This is a genomic window from Thermohalobacter berrensis (assembly GCF_003609645.1).
In the GTDB taxonomy this organism is placed as follows: Bacteria; Bacillota; Clostridia; order Tissierellales; family Thermohalobacteraceae; genus Thermohalobacter; species Thermohalobacter berrensis.
Genome location: NZ_MCIB01000011.1, coordinates 1 through 18,508, shown reverse-complemented (window position 1 = coordinate 18,508; position 18,508 = coordinate 1). Strand labels below are relative to the sequence as shown.

At 28.0% G+C, this 18,508-nt stretch carries 23 protein-coding genes; 17 read left to right on the top strand and 6 right to left on the bottom strand.

What is annotated here, in order from left to right:
• The first annotated feature begins 88 nt into the window (after positions 1-88).
• The 4 genes from BET03_RS06430 to BET03_RS14025 all read left to right on the top strand — a co-directional run bounded on the left by BET03_RS06430 (position 89) and on the right by BET03_RS14025 (position 3,218).
• On the top strand, positions 89-1,066 hold the full coding sequence (locus BET03_RS06430) for an ABC transporter substrate-binding protein (protein WP_120168507.1): 978 nt from the start codon (positions 89-91) through the stop codon (positions 1,064-1,066).
• 120 nt (positions 1,067-1,186) lie between these two features.
• Positions 1,187-1,831: an HAD family hydrolase gene (locus BET03_RS06425; protein WP_120168505.1), complete on the top strand. Its 645-nt coding sequence runs from the start codon at positions 1,187-1,189 to the stop codon at positions 1,829-1,831.
• Positions 1,832-1,854: 23 nt separating this feature from the next.
• Positions 1,855-2,496 (top strand): lactate utilization protein, encoded by a 642-nt coding sequence (locus tag BET03_RS06420; RefSeq protein WP_120168503.1) that lies wholly within the window; start codon positions 1,855-1,857, stop codon positions 2,494-2,496.
• A gap of 128 nt (positions 2,497-2,624) precedes the next feature.
• The gene (locus BET03_RS14025; RefSeq protein ID WP_120168501.1) at positions 2,625-3,218 is read left to right on the top strand and encodes a cell wall hydrolase; all 594 of its coding nucleotides are present in this window, start codon (positions 2,625-2,627) and stop codon (positions 3,216-3,218) included.
• A gap of 31 nt (positions 3,219-3,249) precedes the next feature.
• Here BET03_RS14025 and BET03_RS13615 read toward each other — a convergent pair whose 3' ends face one another.
• A complete protein-coding gene (locus BET03_RS13615) occupies positions 3,250-3,411 on the bottom strand; it encodes a hypothetical protein (RefSeq protein ID WP_183108756.1) in 162 nt (53 codons plus the stop codon).
• A 142-nt stretch (positions 3,412-3,553) separates the two neighbouring features.
• Between BET03_RS13615 and BET03_RS06410 the strand changes: the two genes are divergently transcribed.
• The 5 genes from BET03_RS06410 to BET03_RS06395 all read left to right on the top strand — a co-directional run bounded on the left by BET03_RS06410 (position 3,554) and on the right by BET03_RS06395 (position 8,249).
• The gene (locus tag BET03_RS06410; RefSeq protein ID WP_120168499.1) at positions 3,554-4,990 is read left to right on the top strand and encodes a Mur ligase family protein; all 1,437 of its coding nucleotides are present in this window, start codon (positions 3,554-3,556) and stop codon (positions 4,988-4,990) included.
• A 321-nt stretch (positions 4,991-5,311) separates the two neighbouring features.
• Entirely contained in the window at positions 5,312-5,977 is a 666-nt protein-coding gene (locus BET03_RS06405) for a single-stranded DNA-binding protein (protein ID WP_183108755.1), read from the top strand.
• A 71-nt stretch (positions 5,978-6,048) separates the two neighbouring features.
• Positions 6,049-6,207 carry a hypothetical protein gene (locus BET03_RS13610; protein ID WP_183108754.1) on the top strand — a complete coding sequence of 53 codons (159 nt, stop codon included), beginning with the start codon at positions 6,049-6,051 and terminating at the stop codon, positions 6,205-6,207.
• Entirely contained in the window at positions 6,194-7,225 is a 1,032-nt protein-coding gene (locus tag BET03_RS06400; RefSeq protein ID WP_120168495.1) for an HsdM family class I SAM-dependent methyltransferase, read from the top strand. Before BET03_RS13610 ends, BET03_RS06400 begins: the two co-directional genes overlap by 14 nt.
• Before the next feature lie 73 nt (positions 7,226-7,298).
• Positions 7,299-8,249 carry a TaqI-like C-terminal specificity domain-containing protein gene (locus tag BET03_RS06395; RefSeq protein ID WP_183108753.1) on the top strand — a complete coding sequence of 317 codons (951 nt, stop codon included), beginning with the start codon at positions 7,299-7,301 and terminating at the stop codon, positions 8,247-8,249.
• 1 nt (position 8,250) lies between these two features.
• On the opposite strand, the gene BET03_RS13605 is transcribed toward BET03_RS06395, so the two are convergent.
• Entirely contained in the window at positions 8,251-8,415 is a 165-nt protein-coding gene (locus tag BET03_RS13605; RefSeq protein ID WP_183108752.1) for a hypothetical protein, read from the bottom strand.
• A 262-nt stretch (positions 8,416-8,677) separates the two neighbouring features.
• Here BET03_RS13605 and hpt point away from each other — a divergent pair, with 262 nt between their 5' ends.
• On the top strand, positions 8,678-9,202 hold the full coding sequence (gene hpt / locus BET03_RS06390) for a hypoxanthine phosphoribosyltransferase (protein WP_120168491.1): 525 nt from the start codon (positions 8,678-8,680) through the stop codon (positions 9,200-9,202).
• A 37-nt stretch (positions 9,203-9,239) separates the two neighbouring features.
• On the opposite strand, the gene dapD is transcribed toward hpt, so the two are convergent.
• Genes dapD through BET03_RS06370 form a run of 4 tightly spaced genes read right to left on the bottom strand, consistent with a single transcriptional unit; the run spans position 9,240 to position 12,706 of the window.
• Positions 9,240-9,974, bottom strand: a complete 735-nt coding sequence (dapD, locus tag BET03_RS06385) for a 2,3,4,5-tetrahydropyridine-2,6-dicarboxylate N-acetyltransferase (RefSeq protein ID WP_120168489.1) — start codon at positions 9,972-9,974, stop codon at positions 9,240-9,242.
• Between the two features lie 42 nt (positions 9,975-10,016).
• The gene (gene dapB / locus BET03_RS06380; protein ID WP_120168487.1) at positions 10,017-10,778 is read right to left on the bottom strand and encodes a 4-hydroxy-tetrahydrodipicolinate reductase; all 762 of its coding nucleotides are present in this window, start codon (positions 10,776-10,778) and stop codon (positions 10,017-10,019) included.
• A 12-nt stretch (positions 10,779-10,790) separates the two neighbouring features.
• Positions 10,791-11,669, bottom strand: a complete 879-nt coding sequence (dapA, locus tag BET03_RS06375; RefSeq protein ID WP_120168485.1) for a 4-hydroxy-tetrahydrodipicolinate synthase — start codon at positions 11,667-11,669, stop codon at positions 10,791-10,793.
• Between the two features lie 44 nt (positions 11,670-11,713).
• Complete coding sequence (locus BET03_RS06370) at positions 11,714-12,706, bottom strand: aspartate-semialdehyde dehydrogenase (RefSeq protein ID WP_120168483.1); 993 nt, start codon at positions 12,704-12,706, stop codon at positions 11,714-11,716.
• Between the two features lie 289 nt (positions 12,707-12,995).
• Between BET03_RS06370 and BET03_RS06365 the strand changes: the two genes are divergently transcribed.
• The 7 genes from BET03_RS06365 to hslO all read left to right on the top strand — a co-directional run bounded on the left by BET03_RS06365 (position 12,996) and on the right by hslO (position 18,486).
• Positions 12,996-14,141 (top strand): M20 metallopeptidase family protein, encoded by a 1,146-nt coding sequence (locus tag BET03_RS06365; protein ID WP_120168481.1) that lies wholly within the window; start codon positions 12,996-12,998, stop codon positions 14,139-14,141.
• An 11-nt stretch (positions 14,142-14,152) separates the two neighbouring features.
• The gene (locus BET03_RS06360) at positions 14,153-15,091 is read left to right on the top strand and encodes a type II CAAX endopeptidase family protein (RefSeq protein ID WP_120168479.1); all 939 of its coding nucleotides are present in this window, start codon (positions 14,153-14,155) and stop codon (positions 15,089-15,091) included.
• Positions 15,092-15,416: 325 nt separating this feature from the next.
• Positions 15,417-15,614 (top strand): alpha/beta-type small acid-soluble spore protein, encoded by a 198-nt coding sequence (locus BET03_RS06355; protein WP_120168477.1) that lies wholly within the window; start codon positions 15,417-15,419, stop codon positions 15,612-15,614.
• 37 nt (positions 15,615-15,651) lie between these two features.
• Positions 15,652-16,398, top strand: a complete 747-nt coding sequence (locus BET03_RS06350; protein ID WP_243096875.1) for an SIR2 family NAD-dependent protein deacylase — start codon at positions 15,652-15,654, stop codon at positions 16,396-16,398.
• Between the two features lies 1 nt (position 16,399).
• Positions 16,400-17,140, top strand: coding sequence for a class I SAM-dependent DNA methyltransferase (locus BET03_RS06345; protein ID WP_120168475.1), 741 nt, complete (start codon positions 16,400-16,402; stop codon positions 17,138-17,140).
• A gap of 105 nt (positions 17,141-17,245) precedes the next feature.
• Positions 17,246-17,446: a cold-shock protein gene (locus BET03_RS06340; protein WP_120168473.1), complete on the top strand. Its 201-nt coding sequence runs from the start codon at positions 17,246-17,248 to the stop codon at positions 17,444-17,446.
• A gap of 155 nt (positions 17,447-17,601) precedes the next feature.
• A complete protein-coding gene (hslO, locus tag BET03_RS06335; protein WP_120168471.1) occupies positions 17,602-18,486 on the top strand; it encodes an Hsp33 family molecular chaperone HslO in 885 nt (294 codons plus the stop codon).
• Positions 18,487-18,508 lie beyond the last annotated feature (22 nt).

Here is an 18,508-nt window from a genome sequence, read left to right as displayed (position 1 = left end):
ATCAAAAAAATCTTGACAAAACATTCAAGCAAAAGTATAATTAACCTTGAATGCAAATGATAATCATTATCATAAGGAGGCGACAAGAATGTTAAACAGGATTAAAATTTCAAAAATTGCAATTTTTATGTTAATAGGTATATTATTTTTAACAGGTTGCAGTACACAGGGAACAGTAAGTAATGATGAAACATCCTCTAATAAATCTGAAGAAGAATCTTTACAAACACGTATAATTGAACATGCAATGGGTAAGACGGAAATTAATGGGACTCCAAAAAGAGTAGTAGTATTAGTTAATGGTATGGTTGATATTTCTTTAGCATTAGGGGTTAAACCAATAGGAGCAGTGGAATCTTGGATAGGTGATCCTTGGTATAAATACATAGAGGATGATATGGAAGGAGTGAAGCCCCTTGGAAAAGAAACTCAACCAAATCTTGAACTTATTGCGTCACTAAAACCAGATATTATTTTAGGAAGTAAAATGAGACATGAAAAAATATATGAACAATTATCTTCTATTGCGCCAACTATTATGTCTGAAAATGTATTTGATTGGAAAGCAAATTTGAAGCTTGTATCTAAAGCATTAAACAAAGAAGAAAAAGGAGAAAAAATTGTAGAAGATTGGAATAAACGTGTTAAAGATTTTAAGAATAAACTTGGAGATAAGGCTTCTTTAGAAATTTCACTGATAAGATTTAATCCAGACCATGCCAGAATATATTATACTGGATTCCCAGGGATGATTATTGAAGAAGTAGGATTATCTCGTCCAGAGTCTCAAAGAGTTAAAGATAAAGTGGTAGGAAAGTTAACTAAGGAGAGAATACCTGAAATGGATGGAGATATTATTTTTGATTTTACAGCTGATTGGAAAGGTGATGGACAAGTAGAAAAGCTTAGAGAAGAATGGATGAATGATCCTTTATGGAAAAATTTAAAGGCTGTAAAGGAAGGAAAAGTATACAGAGTAAATGAAGTACATTGGAATATGGCTGGTGGTGTTATAGCAGCAAATAAGATGTTAGATGACTTATATGAATACATTTTGAATGAATAAATTAAAATTCAGCATTAAAATCTGAGGGTTTACCCTCAGATTTTTTTATTTGACTATTAGGAATTTTACAATTAGAATATAGTAAATAGTAAATTAATATAATTTAAAGGGGGAAACGCTTTGTTTAATAAGCTAGAGGCTGTAATTTTTGATTTAGATGGTACAATAGTAGATTCTATGTGGATTTGGGAACAAATAGATATAGAATTTTTAGAAAAAAGAGGTATTGAATTGCCAGATGATTTACAAAAAGCTGTAGAGGGAATGAGTTTTACAGAGACAGCCATATATTTTAAAAATAGATTTAAATTAAAGGAAACTGTAGAAGAAATTAAAGAAGAATGGCATAAAATGGCTTATGACTTTTATAAAAATAGAGTACCTTTAAAGGATGGGGCAAAAGAGTTTATTCAGTATCTAAAAAGCCAGAATATAAGATTAGGTATAGGAACAAGTAATTCTAAAGAATTAGCTACAGAAGTTTTAAGAAGTCATAATATACTTCATTATTTTAATACAATTAGGACATCATGTGAGGTAAAAAAAGGTAAACCACATCCAGATGTCTTTCTTAAGGTTGCAGATGATTTAAAGGTAGTACCTAAAAATTGTTTGGTATTTGAAGATACTTATGCTGGAGTATTAGCCGCTAAAAGGGCAGGTATGAAAGTGTTTGCTGTTGCAGATAAGTTATCTTTCCCTTATAAAGATGAGATTTGTAGTTTAGCAGACAAATATATAAAAACCTTTAAAGATATTGCCTAAAATGATAAGAGGAAGGTGGTTTTATGGATAAAAATGTTTCCTTTGTTATTGAGAAAAGTGTAGAGAGAACAATAAAAAATTTAGAAAAAAATAATATGAAGGGTTACTTTGTTCAAAACAGTAAAGAAGCTATTGAGATAATTAAGGGGCTATTAAATAAAGGAGATATAGTGTCAGTAGGTGGGTCCATGACATTATTTGAAGCAGGTATAATAGATTTTTTAAGGAAGGGTGAATATAACTTTTTAGATAGATATGAAGGTGGGTTATCTCCTGAGGATATTAAGAAAATATATAGAGAATCATTTAATGCCGATGTATATTTTACTAGTAGTAATGCTATTACAGAAGAGGGAGAACTTTATAATGTAGATGGCAGAGGTAATAGAGTTGCAGCAATGATTTATGGGCCAGATAAAGTTATTGTAGTAGCTGGTGTAAATAAAATAGTTAGAAATATAGATGAAGCTGTTGAAAGAAATAAAAAAATAGCTGCTCCTGCTAATGTTAAAAGATTAAATAGAAATACACCATGTTCTAAAGTTGGTTATTGTATGGATTGTGAAAGTGAAGATAGAATTTGCAATCAATATGTAGTTATAAAAAAACAGCTAGAAAAGGATAGAATTCATGTAATAATAGTTAATGAAAATCTAGGATATTAAAAGCGGCCACATTTGTGGACGCTTTTAATATGTAAAAATAACATAAGTATACAAAAATTACCTGACCAAATATAGGTTAACATAATGTATAATATGTATAGTAAATTAAAAAGGGAGGTTATACTTCAATGAAGAAAAGTAAAAGTTTGATAATTACTTTTCTTATTATGGTATTTATTATAATTATATCAGTTCCTACTAATGCTTATGCTTCTGGCTTTTTTTATACTGTAAAAAAGGGAGATTCCCTATGGGAAATATCTCAGGAATACGGGATAACCGTTTATAGAATAAAAAAGGAGAATAATTACTGGAGTGATATTATTTATCCAGGCCAAAAACTATATATTAGTGGTAAGAAAAAGTTTAGTAAATATGAAAAATATCTTGTAGCTAAAGCAGTTCATGCAGAAGCAAGGGGGGAACCCTTTAAGGGGCAAGTTGCTGTTGCATCTGTTATTCTTAATAGAGTAGAATCTAACAAGTTTCCAAATACAGTTTATGGAGTAATATATCAGCCATATGCATTTACAGCTGTAATAGATGGACAAATTAAATTAGAGCCGAATAGAGAGGCATATAGAGCAACAGAACTAGCCATAAAAGGTTGGGATCCGAGTAAAGGAGCTTTATTCTATTTTAATCCTAAAATAGCTACTTCAAAATGGATATGGAGTAGACCACAAATAACGAAAATAGGGGATCATATATTTGCTAAATAGGTAAAAAAGCAGCCTTTAAAGGCTGCTTTTTTTAGGACCTGCCAAGATTTGTGAATTTTTCTTTTGCTTTTTCTACAATCTTTTTAGTCATTTCTTTACCGTCTATTGCTTCTATGTCCATATCTTTTGCTAATTCTTCTTTAAAGTTTTCAAAAGCTTTTCGTGCATTTGAAGATATTTTGTTTCCTTTCACTATATCACCCCTAATATTATTAAAATTTGGATTGTATTTATTATTATTTCCCAAAATACAGTTTAAAATAACGATACATAAATAATCATATATAAGAAATTATAATTATATAAGAAAAACTCTTAAAGGAGAGTTGAAAAATATGGAAGTTGATGGTGTACAAATAACTGGTATAACAGCTGATTCAAGGAAAGTAAAAGAAGGATATGCATTTGTTGCAATAGAAGGCATTAAAGATGATGGTAATGAATATATTGATGAAGCAATAAAAAATGGTGCCAAAATAATATATACTGAAAAGGATATTGAGTTGAAAAAAGTACCTGTAAAAAAAGTTCCTAATTCTAGGATTAAGCTAGCTGAACTATTAAATTTGTTTTATGATTTTCCATCAGAAGATATGTTTCTTATAGGAGTTACGGGAACTAATGGAAAGACGACTACTACCCATCTAATTGATTGGATTTTTAGGAAAGCAGGATATAAGACAGGATTAATAGGAACAGCAGGCATAAAAATCAAAGAAGAAGTTGTAAAATCTTTTATGACAACACCTGAACCAGAAACTTTATTTTCTACTCTTGCTAACATGAAAAAAGAAAAAGTAGAAGTTGCAATTTTAGAGGTATCATCACATGCATTAAAGCTTTATAGAACCTATGGATTAGAATTTGACGTAGCAATACATACAAATATAAAAATGGATCATATAAACTTCCACAAGACATTAGAAGATTATATTAAAACTAAAAAAATGTTATTTGATTCATTAAAACGGGGAAGGGTAGCTATTTTAAATATTGATGACAAAAATGCTATTAAACTAGTAAAAGATAATGATAGAGTGCTAACTGTAACATATGGTTTTGATAAAAAAGCAACATTGACTGCTTCAAGTTTAAATATGGAAAATGGGATAAAGTTTAATCTATGTCTTCAAAGAGGAATAATAAACTTAAACGGTATTGAAATAGAACCCTTTGAGATGTCTATATTTACAAAACTTATAGGCAAACATAATGTTTATAATATACTTGCGTCAGCCGCAGTATCACTTTACTTTGGAATAAGTCCTGATATATTAAAGGATTCAATTAAGAAATTTAGAGGTGTAAGCAGGAGACTAGAAAGGATTCATGATAAAGATTTTCTAATTATAGATGACTATAGCCATAATCCAGCTAGTTATGAAGCTGTTTTTGAGGCAATACAAAACTTAAAATATAATAAAATCATTATTGTAAATGCTATTAGAGGTAACAGAGGTATACAAATAAATAAAGAAAATGCAGAAGTTGTTGCTTCATGGCTTCCAATATTAGGACGTTATGAATTAATCTTGTCTTTAAGTGAAGATATTGTGTCAGAAAAAGATAGAGTTGATGAATTAGAAAAAAATGAATTTAAGCAAATTTTAGATAGAAATAATGTAAAATATAAACTATATGGTAAACTTGAAGAGTCAATAAAGAAGGCTCTTAGTCTAACAGACAATGGTGATATAGTGCTGTTATTAGGTGCACAGGGTATGGATAAGGGAAGAGAAATAATTAAAAATAATTTAAAACAAAAGAATTAAAAGTTAAAGCATCCTAATGGATGCTTTTTTTATTGTTTAACAAAGTATTTTTTAAGGAATTATTGAAACAAAGATAAATACTGTATTTAAGGTTCCCTTAGTGGAAGCGAGCTTTGCTTGCATTTTTTATTATATTAAGGAGGATTTTTGAATTAAATGTTTAATTTTTTATTAAATGGAAAAATTTAATGAAATTACTAATGATAAAAATTAAGCGAAAATCATTACAAAAACAATCATAATATTAAGTTAAAGTGAATAGATATAATTGTAGATTATTCTATAAAAAAACATAAGAATATGAAAGGGAGTGGGGATAAAATGGTTGATAAGGTAATTCAAACGAACACTGTTAAGATTGTAGGAAAAATGGCTACTGATTTAGAATTTAGCCATGAGATGTTTGGTGAAGGTTTTTATAATTTTTATATGGATATTCCTAGATTAAGTGAACATACAGATACTTTACCAATTACAATATCAGAAAGATTATTTGTAGATATTGATTTAAAGCCAGGAGAAGATTTAGTAATAGAAGGTCAGCTAAGATCTTATAACAGATATGTTGATGGTAAAAATAAATTAATACTAACAATTTTTGCAAGGGATTTATATGTTCCAGAGGATGAAGAAGAGCTAGAGTCTTTAAAGAAAACACCAAATGAAATCTTTTTAGATGGTTATGTATGTAAAGCACCTATATATAGAACTACTCCACTTGGAAGAGAAATCACTGATTTATTAATTGCTGTAAATAGACCATATAATAAATCAGATTACATACCATGCATTGCATGGGGTAGAAATGCAAGATTCTCTCAAACATTAAAGGTTGGAGACCATATCAAATTATGGGGTAGAGTACAAAGTAGAGAATATCAAAAGAAAAAGCCTGATGGAAGGGTTGAAAATAAGGTAGCTTATGAAGTATCAATTTCTAAAATGGAGCATCTTGAAGAAAATAATAGAGATAATTGTGAAGAATAAAAAGCAAGACCCCTATAGGTGGTCTTGTTTTTTGGTATAATAAAGAAAAGGAGGTTAAAGGGAGTGATTATATGAATTATGAAATAATATTAATTTTTATATTTTTTACTATATTTATTAGTATTCAATATTCACTTAATAGAATATTATCTGAATTAAGAGAAATAAAAAAGATTCTAATTCAATTAAGGATTAAAGATTGGGAAGATAAGCAGCATGAAAAATATTAATCTACTTTACAATACCATATATGATATTTTCAAAGAGTTTAATAATCAATATGATTCTAATACTATTGAGGAGCTTATAATAGATACGATAATAGTTTTGATATGGAAAAAATTAGAATTACCCTTTGAATATTTTACTAGCTTTAGTGGTAGGAAACATAAGGGGATTATCAGAAGTGATATTTATGAAATAATAAAACAAGAAATTCCTATAGATTTAATAGATGAGGAATATACTTTACCAAATGTTTATGAGTTCTTAGTAAAAAGAAGAGACAAAAAAGAAAAATATGGCATATATTACACTTCAAAATGGATTGTTAAATATTTAGTAGATAATACTTTAGGAGAATATTTAAATTCTTTTGATGATATTGAAACTATAAAGATTTTAGAACCAGGTTGTGGCTGTGGAGTTTTTTTATTTTATATATTTGATATTTTGTATGAAAATTATTGCACTAATAAAGATATGCCAAAGGAAAAAATAGTTAAATCTATTTTACAAAATAACATTTATGCAATAGATATAGATAATAATGCTTTGAAAATATGTAATATAATTATTAAGATGAAAGTATTAAAGAAACTAGGAAAATTTATTGATGTAAATCCAAATGTTTTCTTATCAAATTACTTAACAGATGATATTTTAGATGAGATTAAATTTGATTTTATCATAGGTAACCCTCCATATCTAGAAAATAGGAAAATCAACAAATATTTTAACAAGGAATTTTTAAAGAAAAAGTATGAATCAGCAATTGGAAGATTTGATATTTATAGTCTTTTTATTGAGAAGTCTTTAAATTTACTTGATTTTAAAGGGAAATTAGCTTTTATTTTACCAGGTAACCTCCTTACAAATAATAATTTTACTTGTATTAGAAAGTTAATATTAAATACATCAAAAATATGTGAAATTATAAAGTTAGGTCATAATATATTTAAACATGTAGATATGAATATGGCTATAATTATTCTTCAAAAAAATAGTAGTAGATTAAAAAAAAAATAGAATAAAATGCAAGAATATTTTTAAAAGTTTAAAAAAAGAAAAGGAATTATTTGATGGAAACTATAAATATGTATTGCAAAAGTACTATTATAATAATCTAAATTATGTATTTGATATAGATTCATCAGAAACTACTTTTAAGTTAAGGGAAAGACTATTTAATAATAAATATAAAAGTAATAAATATAAAAGGTTAGATGATGTATGTGAAGTTGTAGCAGGAATTGCAACGGGGAATGTAAGAAAAAAGCTACTTACCTTTGATAAAAATGTTAAGAACTCTAAAAAAGTCTTAAGGGGAAAAGATGTAAAAAAATATTATCACAGTTGGTCTGGCCTTTATGTTATAGACGATAAATCGATTATTGATAGACAAAAAGGTGAATATGCTACTTTTATGAGAAGAAAATTTATTTATAATGAAAAACTTTTAATCAGGCAGACAGCAGATAGGTTCATATGCTCTTATGATAATGAAGAATATTATTTGCTGAATACACTGTATTCATTAATAATAAGGGAAAATTATAAAAAAGATGTGCACTTAAAATATATACTAGCACTTTTAAATTCAAAATTTTACAATTTTTTATATAGAAGTATTGCAAGAGAAGAAGGAAAAATTTTTCCACAAATTAAAATATTCCATATTCAGAATAGTCCGATAGTAATCCCTTCAAAGAAAACACAAAAACAGTTTGTTAAGATGGTAAATGAAATAATTGATAAAAAAAATAAAATACATAAGACTTTCAGTGATAAAATAAGATATAGACAACAAATAGATGTGGAACGCCTATATAACTCTATAGATAAATTAGTTTATGATTTATTTAACCTTCTTCCAAAAGAAATTAAAGAGATAGAAAGAGAAATGGGAAAATCACCAATTGACTATGATTCAAATAACGAAGTTAGTTGTGAGGAAATATCTAAAAAATTAAATAAATATAAAGATATTATTAGGGTTTCAGAAATTTATAAAATTAATCCTATTGACATATATAAAAATGTTTTTAATTAATCTATTTATTACTCGAAGTATTTTTAATAAAATCTTTTTTTAGCCTTGTATGTTTTTCATACTCATCTTGGTCTATTATCCCTTTTTCTTTGTAATGGCTAAATATATTAATCATTTTTAAACATAATTCTTTTAATTCTGATTCTAATTCTTTACTTTTATTCATAGGAGCTCCTCCAATGAAAAGTTTAAATGTTATTTTAATATGTAAATGAGAAAAGATTTTTATACTTACCAATATATTATATTCTACAGATATTAATAGAATCCTTCAATTATATAATTATTTCTTTATAAGATTTTTATGACGGATTTTTTAATTTAATATTGACAAATTTCGACCTTTGAATTAGAATAGGAAAAAATGCCAGGTATAGCATTAGTAAATCAATATAGACCAATATAGAAGTGATAAAGGAGTTGAGGATATGGAAGAGAAGAAAAAAGTATTAATATCAAAAGAAGAGATACAGCAAAAAGTTCGAGAATTAGGACAAAAGATATCTGAAGATTATAAAGATAAAAAACTTATGGTGGTTTCCCTTTTAAAAGGGAGTTTTATTTTCACTGCAGATTTAGTTAGAGAAATAGATATACCAACAAGAATTGAATTTATGACTACTTCTAGTTATGGACATAGTCAAGAAACATCAGGAAAAGTAGATATTGTTAATGATCTTAAAGTAGATATTAAAGGGTATGATGTACTTATAGTTGATGATATTATGGATTCTGGGTTAACTATGAAACGTATTATTGAACATTTAAAAACTCAAGGGCCTAATTCAATTAAATCATGTGTACTGTTAGATAAACCAGATAGGAGAAAAGTAGAACTTACACCAGATTATGTAGGATTTACTATTCCAGATTTATTTATTGTAGGTTATGGACTTAATTATGGTGATTATTATAGAAATGTACCTTATGTTTTTACATTTGATAATAAATAAGAGGGTAGAAGTTTTATTTATTCTACCCTCTTATTTATTATCCTCTTAATTCATCTAATATTTTAACTTTATCAATAGTTTTTTCATCTTTTTCTTTTATTACCTTTGCGGGTACTCCAGCTACAACAGTATTAGATGGTACATCTTTAGTTACTACAGAACCTGCAGCTACAACAGCACCTTTTCCAATTTTAACTCCTTCTAATATTACAGCATTTGCTCCTATAAGTACATCATCTTCAATTATTACAGGTGTTTTACTAGGTGGTTCTAAAACTCCAGCTATAACAGTTCCTGCACCGACATGTACATTATTTCCTATAATACCTCTTGCTCCAACCACTGCATTCATATCTATCATTGTATTTTCACCAATTTCTGCACCAATATTAATAACTGCCCCCATCATTATTACAGCATTTTTGCCTATTGAAACTCTATCCCTAATAATTGCTCCAGGTTCAATTCTTGCTTCAATATTCTTTATATCTAGAAGAGGTATAGCTGAATTTCTTCTGTCATATTCAATATGATAATCATCAATATTATCATTGTTGGTAGATATTATTGATTTAATATCTTCGTATTCACCTATAAGTATTCTAAATGTATCATTTCCAAAATCCTTAATATTATTAAATTTAATATTTTGAAGATTACCCTTTATGTAGGCCTTTACTGGTGTAGATTTTTTAGCATTTTTTATAAATTTAGCTATTTCATATGGGTCAGTAAGCTTATCATTAGTTGTGTTCACATTATTTTTATTCATTTGTTTTTCAACCCTTTCTATTTAGTTTTTTAATTTAACAAATTATTCAATATTCATTAAATCTTCCATATCAAATAATCCCTTATTTTTATCAATAATAAATCTAGCAGCTTTTATTGAACCATTTGCAAATATCTTTTTTGATTGGGCACTATGCTTAATTTCTATTACTTCATTTGAACCTGCAAATATTATCGAATGTTCACCAACTATAGTTCCACCTCTTACAGCATGGATGCCTATTTCATTTTTTCTTCTTCTATCTTTTTTGGTGTATCTACCAAAAACATATTCTTTTGAATTGTCTAATTCTTCATTTATTTTATTAGCTATCATATAAGCTGTTCCACTTGGTGCATCAATTTTTTTATTATGGTGTTTTTCGATAATTTCTATATCGAAGCTATCTGCTAGTACATTTGCAGCTTTTTTTACTAGATTAACAAGTACATTTATTCCTAAGGACATATTGGCTGAATAAAAAATGGGTATTTTTTCAGATGCAGCTTCCATATCTTTAATGTCTTTACTGCTAAAGCCTGTGGTGGCTATAACAAGTGGTATTTTTTTCTCAATTCCATAATCTAATAGTCCGGGTAGGTAATAAGGATTTGAAAAATCTATAATAACATCTGCTTCTTCTCTAAATTCAAAAATATCTTTATATACAGGATAATTATTTTTAAATTTATCTGGGCTTCTATCTATACCAGCAACTACTTTCATATCTTCACATTGTTCAATTTGTTCAGAAAGAACTTGACCCATTTTGCCATTACAGCCATTTATTATTACTTTAATCATTAAATTACCTCCTTACTGAAGTCCATATTTTTTTAGCTCATCTTTTAATACCTCTAGATTTTCTTCAACCATATCAGTTAGAGGTAATCTTAATTTTCCAACATTCATACCTAAAAGATTCATAGCTGTTTTAATTGGTATTGGATTAGTTTCAATAAATAATGCATCAATTAGACCTTTCATGTTAAGTTGTAACTCTTTAGCTTTATTTATGTTACCATTTAAGTAACTTACAACCATATCGTGTGTATCTTTAGGTAAGATATTTGCAACTACAGAAATTACACCTACACCACCTAATGATAATAGAGGAACTACCATATCATCATTACCAGAGTAGATATAAAAATCATCAGGACATAATCGTGCAATTTCAGCCACTTGACTAATATCACCACTTGCTTCTTTTACAGCTTTTATATTTGGATGCTTAGAAAGTTTTGCTAAAGTTTTAGGTTGAACATTTACACCAGTTCTGCCTGGTACATTATAAACTATTACAGGTATATTTACGCTATCTGCTATTGCTGTGTAGTGTTCAATTAATCCCTTTTGAGTAGTCTTATTATAATATGGCGTTACTACTAAAAGTCCATCAGCTCCAACTTCTTCTGCGAACTTACTTAATTCAATAGCATGGTGAGTGTCATTACTTCCAGTACCTGCTATTACAGGGATTCGTTTATTTACCTTTTCTACAGCAAATTTTATAGTTTCTTTTTGTTCTTCATCAGTCATCGTAGAAGCTTCTCCTGTTGTTCCACATATGATTATAGCATCAGTTCCTTCTTCAATATGCCATTCAATTAATTCTCCAAGTTTATCATAGTCAATCCCTTTTTCCTTAAATGGAGTTACAATAGCTACACCTGAGCCTTTAAATAATGTCATAAAAATCCCCCCAATATTTTATTATTTATTAAATAAAACTTAACTTACATCTTTTTAAGTAGTAATTCTGCTATTTGAACTGTATTTGTTGCAGCTCCCTTTCTGATATTATCCGCAACTACCCACATATTAATTCCATTTTCTATACTAAAATCTCTTCTTATTCTTCCAACATATACCTCATCAGTACCTTCAGCATTAATTTGTAATGGATACAAGTTACTATTAACATCATCTTCAACAACAACACCTTCTGCATTTTCAAGAACTTTATATACTTCTTCAAGTTCAAATGGCTTTTCAAATTCAATATTAACTGAAACGCTATGACCATACTTTACAGGTACCCTTACAGTTGTTGCAGTAATTTTTAGTTCATAATCATTTAGTATTTTTTTTGTTTCTTCTATCATTTTCATTTCCTCTTTCGTATATCCATTTTCCATAAATACATCAATATGAGGAAGACAGTTAAATGCTATTGGGTGTGGATAGTTTTCTGAGTCCATCCCCTTTAGTCCATTTTCTAAATCTTTCATTCCAGCCATTCCTGAACCAGATACAGCCTGATAAGTAGAATAAACTATTCTTTTAATTTTAAAAGTATCATGTAAAGGTTTAAGTGGAACAACACATTGAATAGTAGAGCAATTTGGATTTGCAATAATACCATTATGCCAATTTATATCTTGCGGATTAACTTCTGGTACAACAAGAGGAATATCTTTTTCCATTCTCCAGGCACTACTATTATCTACAACTATAACATCATTTTCTTTTGCAATCGGAGCAAATTTTTTGCTTACACTACCCCCAGCTGAAAATAATGCAATATCTATATCCTTTTTAAATGATTCTTCAGTTAATTCCTCAACAGTATACTCTTTACCCCTAAATTCTACTTTTTTACCTTTAGATTTTGCTGAAGCAAAGAGGTATAATTGATTTATTGGGAAATTTCTTTCTTCTAAAATTTTTAGGAAAGTTCTTCCTACCATCCCAGTTGCCCCAACAATAGCCAGATTGACTTTCTTCATAGAAATCACCCCTTTAATATACTTTTGATAAATATATATTAATTAAAATTAGAAAAAATACAGAGAAAAGCTTATTATATTATTATATAATAGTTTACTCATCTTTTAAATAGTTTGCTACATATTTATGTTTTGATGGACAAATTTTATTTGGCTTATAAAAAATATTTATTTAAATATATTTAATAAAATAGTATAATTATAATTAATATGACTATCTTCCAAAAACATACAACTATAATAAAGATAAAAGTTTTATAAAATTTTTATTGTACAAGGAGGTTAAAATTTGAATTGTTTAGATGAATTAAAAAAAGATATTATAGATATAAGAAGAAGTCTTCATCAGATTCCAGAAGAAGGATTTAAAGAAGTAAAAACTTCAAGTTTTATTAAAGAAAAATTAAAGAATTTAGGATTTACAATAGAAAATGTAGCCCAAACAGGGATTCTTGCCTTTAGGAAGGGAGATTCTGAAAAAGGAACTATAGCCTTTCGTGCAGATATGGATGGTTTAAATGTTGAAGAAAAAACTGGAGTAGATTATGCCTCAAAAGAGAAGGGCATGATGCATGCTTGTGGTCATGATGGACATATGGCAATATTATTAGGATTAGCTTTATATTTATCAAAGATCGAAAAACTTAAAAGGAATATACTTTTAGTTTTTCAACCTGCTGAGGAAGGTCCAGGTGGTGCAAAAGTCATTGTTGAAAATAAGATACTAGAAAAATATAATGTAGAAGCAATTTTTGGATTGCATATTTATCCTAATTTGCCCGAAGGTAAGATAGGTGTAAAACCAGGTCCTATGATGGCTCAAACAGGGGAACTTGATATAAAGATAAAGGCAAAAAGTGGCCATGGTGCTATGCCTCACACAACAATAGATGGTATATATGTTGCTACACAATTAGTTAATAGCTATCAAAGTATTGTAAGTCGTAATATCGAACCTATAGAAGGTGCTGTTTTGTCAATAGGTAAAATTCAAGGTGGTAAAGCTAGGAATGTTATTGCTGAAGAAATTGAGTTAGAGGGAATTATAAGAGCTTTTGATGAGAGCGTTTATAAAAAAATTAAAAAAAGAATCTATGAAATAAATTCAGGATTAGAAAAAATGTATGGAGTAAATATTGATGTGGAAATAAGAGATATGTACCCATCTGTTGTTAATGATATAGAATTATACAAAGCGTTAAAAGGAACTGTAGAAGACAGTAAACTAGTAGAAATAAAGCCAATGATGATAGCTGAAGATTTTGCATATTATCAAAAAGAAGTACCTGGTCTTTTTTTTATGTTAGGTTCAAGAAATGAAAAACTAGGTTTTACTTATCCACTTCATAGTAACAAATTTAATTTTAATGAAGATATTTTAATAAGTGGGGTTGAAATATATATAAATATATGTAAAAAATTTAAGGTATTTTAAGGAGGTTAAATATGAATGAGGTGAAAAGTAAACCTTTAATATTAGAATCAAATATTTTTTACTTAACTATTGGTATACTTTTGTTAACTTTAGGTGCTTTTTTTCAAATGAAAAACTTATATTCAGGATTTATAATTACAGAATATCTTATTATTTTCCTACCCACAGTATTATACTTAAAATTTAGAGGATATAGTTTAAAAAAGGTACTTAGACTAAATAGATTAACTTTTAAGGAAACTATTATTATTCCTCTAATTACTTTATGTGCATATCCTGTAGGTGCTTTTTTAAATACGTTAATGATGATTTTCATTAGTTTATTTGGAGAGATTAGGCCACTCCCAATACCACCAGCAAATAATGGAAAAGAGTTTTTAATTAATTTTTTAATTATTGCATTATCAGCAGGTATATGTGAGGAAGTAATGTTTAGAGGAATGATTATGAATTCATATGAAAGATTAGGGAACAAAAAAGCTATTATTTTTTCTGGTATGCTATTTGGCTTTTTTCATTTTAATATCCAGAATCTTTTAGGACCTATCTTCTTGGGGCTTTTATTTGGATATATTGTTTATAAGACTAATTCTATTTATTCATCAGTTTTAGCACATACGACAAACAACACCATAGCTTTATTTCTCAGTTTTATAGTCAATAAAATGGGAATAGCTCCAAATCCTGAAATATCAAGTGAAATTACTCAAAATTTTTCAAATACTATGCTTTTAATAGGAAGTGCATTTTCCATAGGCATAATAGCAGTCATTTCAGGTGTTTTTGGTTATCTTCTTCTTAAAATTTTATCTAAAGATAAAAATGATATTAACGCCACCTTTGAAACTTCGGAATTTGTCGAAAAAGAAAAATTAAATTTTGTAGAGATATTACCATTGGCAATTGTATTTATAGGATTTTTAATAATAACTATAATTAGATTCATGTAAATAAAAATGGTCGTGATTATCACGACCATTTTTTATACTGTGCTTTTGACAAAATAATATATAAAGTTATCCAATTAAGATTGGCAAATTAAAAAGGGACCTACTTGGGGGGAGTAGGTCCCTTAAAAGATGTATGAAATATCTATATAAAAGGGGGAGTGGGAAAGTAGCTTTTTGTTTTTGCAAAAGGAAGTATATCATGAAATTCGATATAAATCAAGAGGATACGACAAAGTTTTAATTTTCAAAAAATTCCACACATTACATTTGGCAAAAGCATATTTTTTTTCCAGAGTCACATAATAATGGTGAAGGAGGTATGTTTATGGGGAAAAAGAAGAAAAAAATAACGCCTAATGACAAAATGAAATATGAAATAGCTAAAGAATTAGGATTACTTGATAAAATAAAAAAGGTAGGATGGGGAGGACTAAGTGCTAAGGAAACTGGGAAAATAGGCGGTATGATAACTGTGAGAAAAAAAGAAAAGAAAAAGTCTAAGAAAGTAGAAAAAGCTGAGTAATTTTATTAAAATATCTTATAAAGGGGGAAGTGACAAATTGAATATTTATCAAATAAAAAAAGCTAGTGAATTAATAAAAAAATCAAATAGGACTGTATTATTAACAGGAGCAGGAATTTCAACAGAAAGTGGTATTCCTGACTTTAGAACTCCAGGGAAAGGACTTTGGGAAAAAGTTGATCCCATGGAGGTTTTATCAAAAAATACTTTATATAATAATCCAGAAAAATTTTATAAAGAAGGTTTCAAAATTTTAATGGGGATAATTGAAGCAGAACCTAATAAAGGACATTTAGCTATAGCAGAAATGGAAAAGCTGGGGTTTTTAGACTGCATAATTACGCAGAATATAGATAATTTACATCAAAAAGCCGGTTCTAAAAATTTATTAGAAGTACATGGACATATTCGTACAGGTAGTTGTATTGAATGTGGAGAGAAAGTATCATTTAATATTATAAAAAATAAAATTAATAAAAATCAAATTCCACCTAAATGTAATAAATGTAATGGTAATATTAGACCTGATGTAGTATTATTTGGAGATGGATTACCTGAAGATTTTAATACTGCATGGGATAAAGTACGAGAAAGTGATTTGTTGGTAGTTGTTGGTTCAAGTTTAACAGTTGCTCCAGTTAGTTATTTGCCAGGATTAGCTTCTAGGCTTATAATAATAAATTTAGGGGATACTCCATATGATGATATGGCAGATGTTGTAATAAGAGAGAAGACAGGAATTGTTTTACCTAAAATACTAAAATATTTAAAAAGTGGGGGATGATATGGAAATATATAATGAATTTGCCCATATATATGATACTTTAATGGAGGATGTAGATTATGGAAAATGGTATGATTATATAAAAAGAATATTTGAAAATAATAATATCAGCCCTAAAAACATACTAGAAATAGCATGTGGTACAGGGAATTTTACAAAATTTCTCTGTAAAGATGGTTATAATGTCACTTGTTTTGATATATCTGAAGATATGTTATCAGTTGCCTATGATAAACTAAAAGATTATAAAAATGTAACTATTTTAAAACAAGATATGATAGATTTTAATATAAACATTAGATATGATGCAATTCTTTCCATTTGTGATAGTATTAACTATATAACAGATTTAAAAAATCTAAAAAATAGTTTTGAGAATGTCTACTCACATCTAAAGGATGGTGGGATTTTTATATTTGACATAAATTCTTATCACAAATTAAGTAAGATATTAGGTGATAACACATATGTAGATGAACAAAATGATATTTTTTATGTTTGGGAAAACTTTTTTGATGATACTAATAAAATATGTGAATTTTATTTGAATTTTTTTATTAAAAAAGGGAATAATAAATATAAAAGAATACAGGAGACTCATATACAAAAGGCATATACTGTTGAAGAAATAGTTTCAACACTAAATCAAGTAGGATTCAATACTATTGAAGTTTATGAGTCATTTACATTTAAACCACCTAGAAAAAGCAGTGAAAGGATAAATTTCATTGCTAAAAAATAGTAAAAAAGTTTTGACACAGTAATTGTTTTGTGTTATACTGAATTCGACGCAGATAATACATAAGTATGTCTGCTAAATTAAGAAGTATTGGAGGAATGTTTTAAGATGCAAAGAGGTACTGTAAAATGGTTTAATGCTGCTAAAGGTTATGGATTTATTTCAAGAGAGGATGGCGATGATGTATTTGTACATTACTCAGCTATCCAAGAGGACGGCTTCAAATCATTAGAAGAAGGCCAAAAAGTTGAATTTGAGATTGTTGAAGGAGAAAAAGGTCCTCAAGCAACAAATGTTGTTAAATTATAAATGAAAGTGTAGCAGCAAGCAAAGCCCCAATTTTGGGGCTTTAAATATTTTTTTGACAAAATTATATTTTTAAGATGAAATTTATATATAGAATGTGTATAATTAATAAATGTTAGGTAAGAAACTATAGATAAAGTTAGAAAGGAGTATAAGCCTTGAAGGATTATGTACTAAGAGCAATAGACAAAGAAAAGAATATTAGAATATTTATAGCATCTACAACTAATTTAGTTGAAGATGCAAGAAAAATACATAATACAACATCAACTGCTACTGCAGCTTTAGGGAGAACATTAACTGCAGCAGCTATTATGGGTTTAATGCTAAAAGGGGAAAAAGATAAGGTTTCAATAAATATTAAAGGTGATGGTCCAGCAAAATCTATATTAGCAGTTGCTAATAGTAAAGGAAAAGTAAAAGGTTATATAGCAAATCCTTATGTTGATTTGCCCCTAAGAAAAGATGGAAAGCTTAATGTTGGAATGGCTGTAGGTAAAAACGGAAAAATATCTGTAATTAGAGATTTTGGATTAAAAGAACCATATATTGGTCAATCTAATCTAGTTACAGGAGAAATTGCAGAAGATTTAGCTCAATACTTTGTATATTCAGAACAGCAGCCATCAGCTGTAGCTTTGGGTGTTTTAATTGATAAGGATTTAAGTGTTAAAGCTGCAGGTGGTTTTATTCTACAAGTATTACCAAATATTCCAGAGGAATCATTAACTAAATTGGAAGAGAAAATTAATAATTTTAAATCAATTTCAGAATTAATTAATAAGGGCTATAAACCAGAAGATATATTAGATGACTTGCTTGGAGATTTTGATATGGAAATTAAAGAAAAAAAGGAAATAAAGTTAGAATGTGATTGTTCTAGAGAGAGACTAGAAGAAGCATTAATAAGTGTTGGGGAAGAAGAGCTAACTAAAATACTTGAGGAAGATGGAAAAGCAGAGGTTGTATGTCATTTCTGTAATACTAAATATCAGTTTGATAAACAGGATTTAATTAAATTGATTGAATCTGTAAAAAAATAAACAATAAAATATAAAAAAGTGT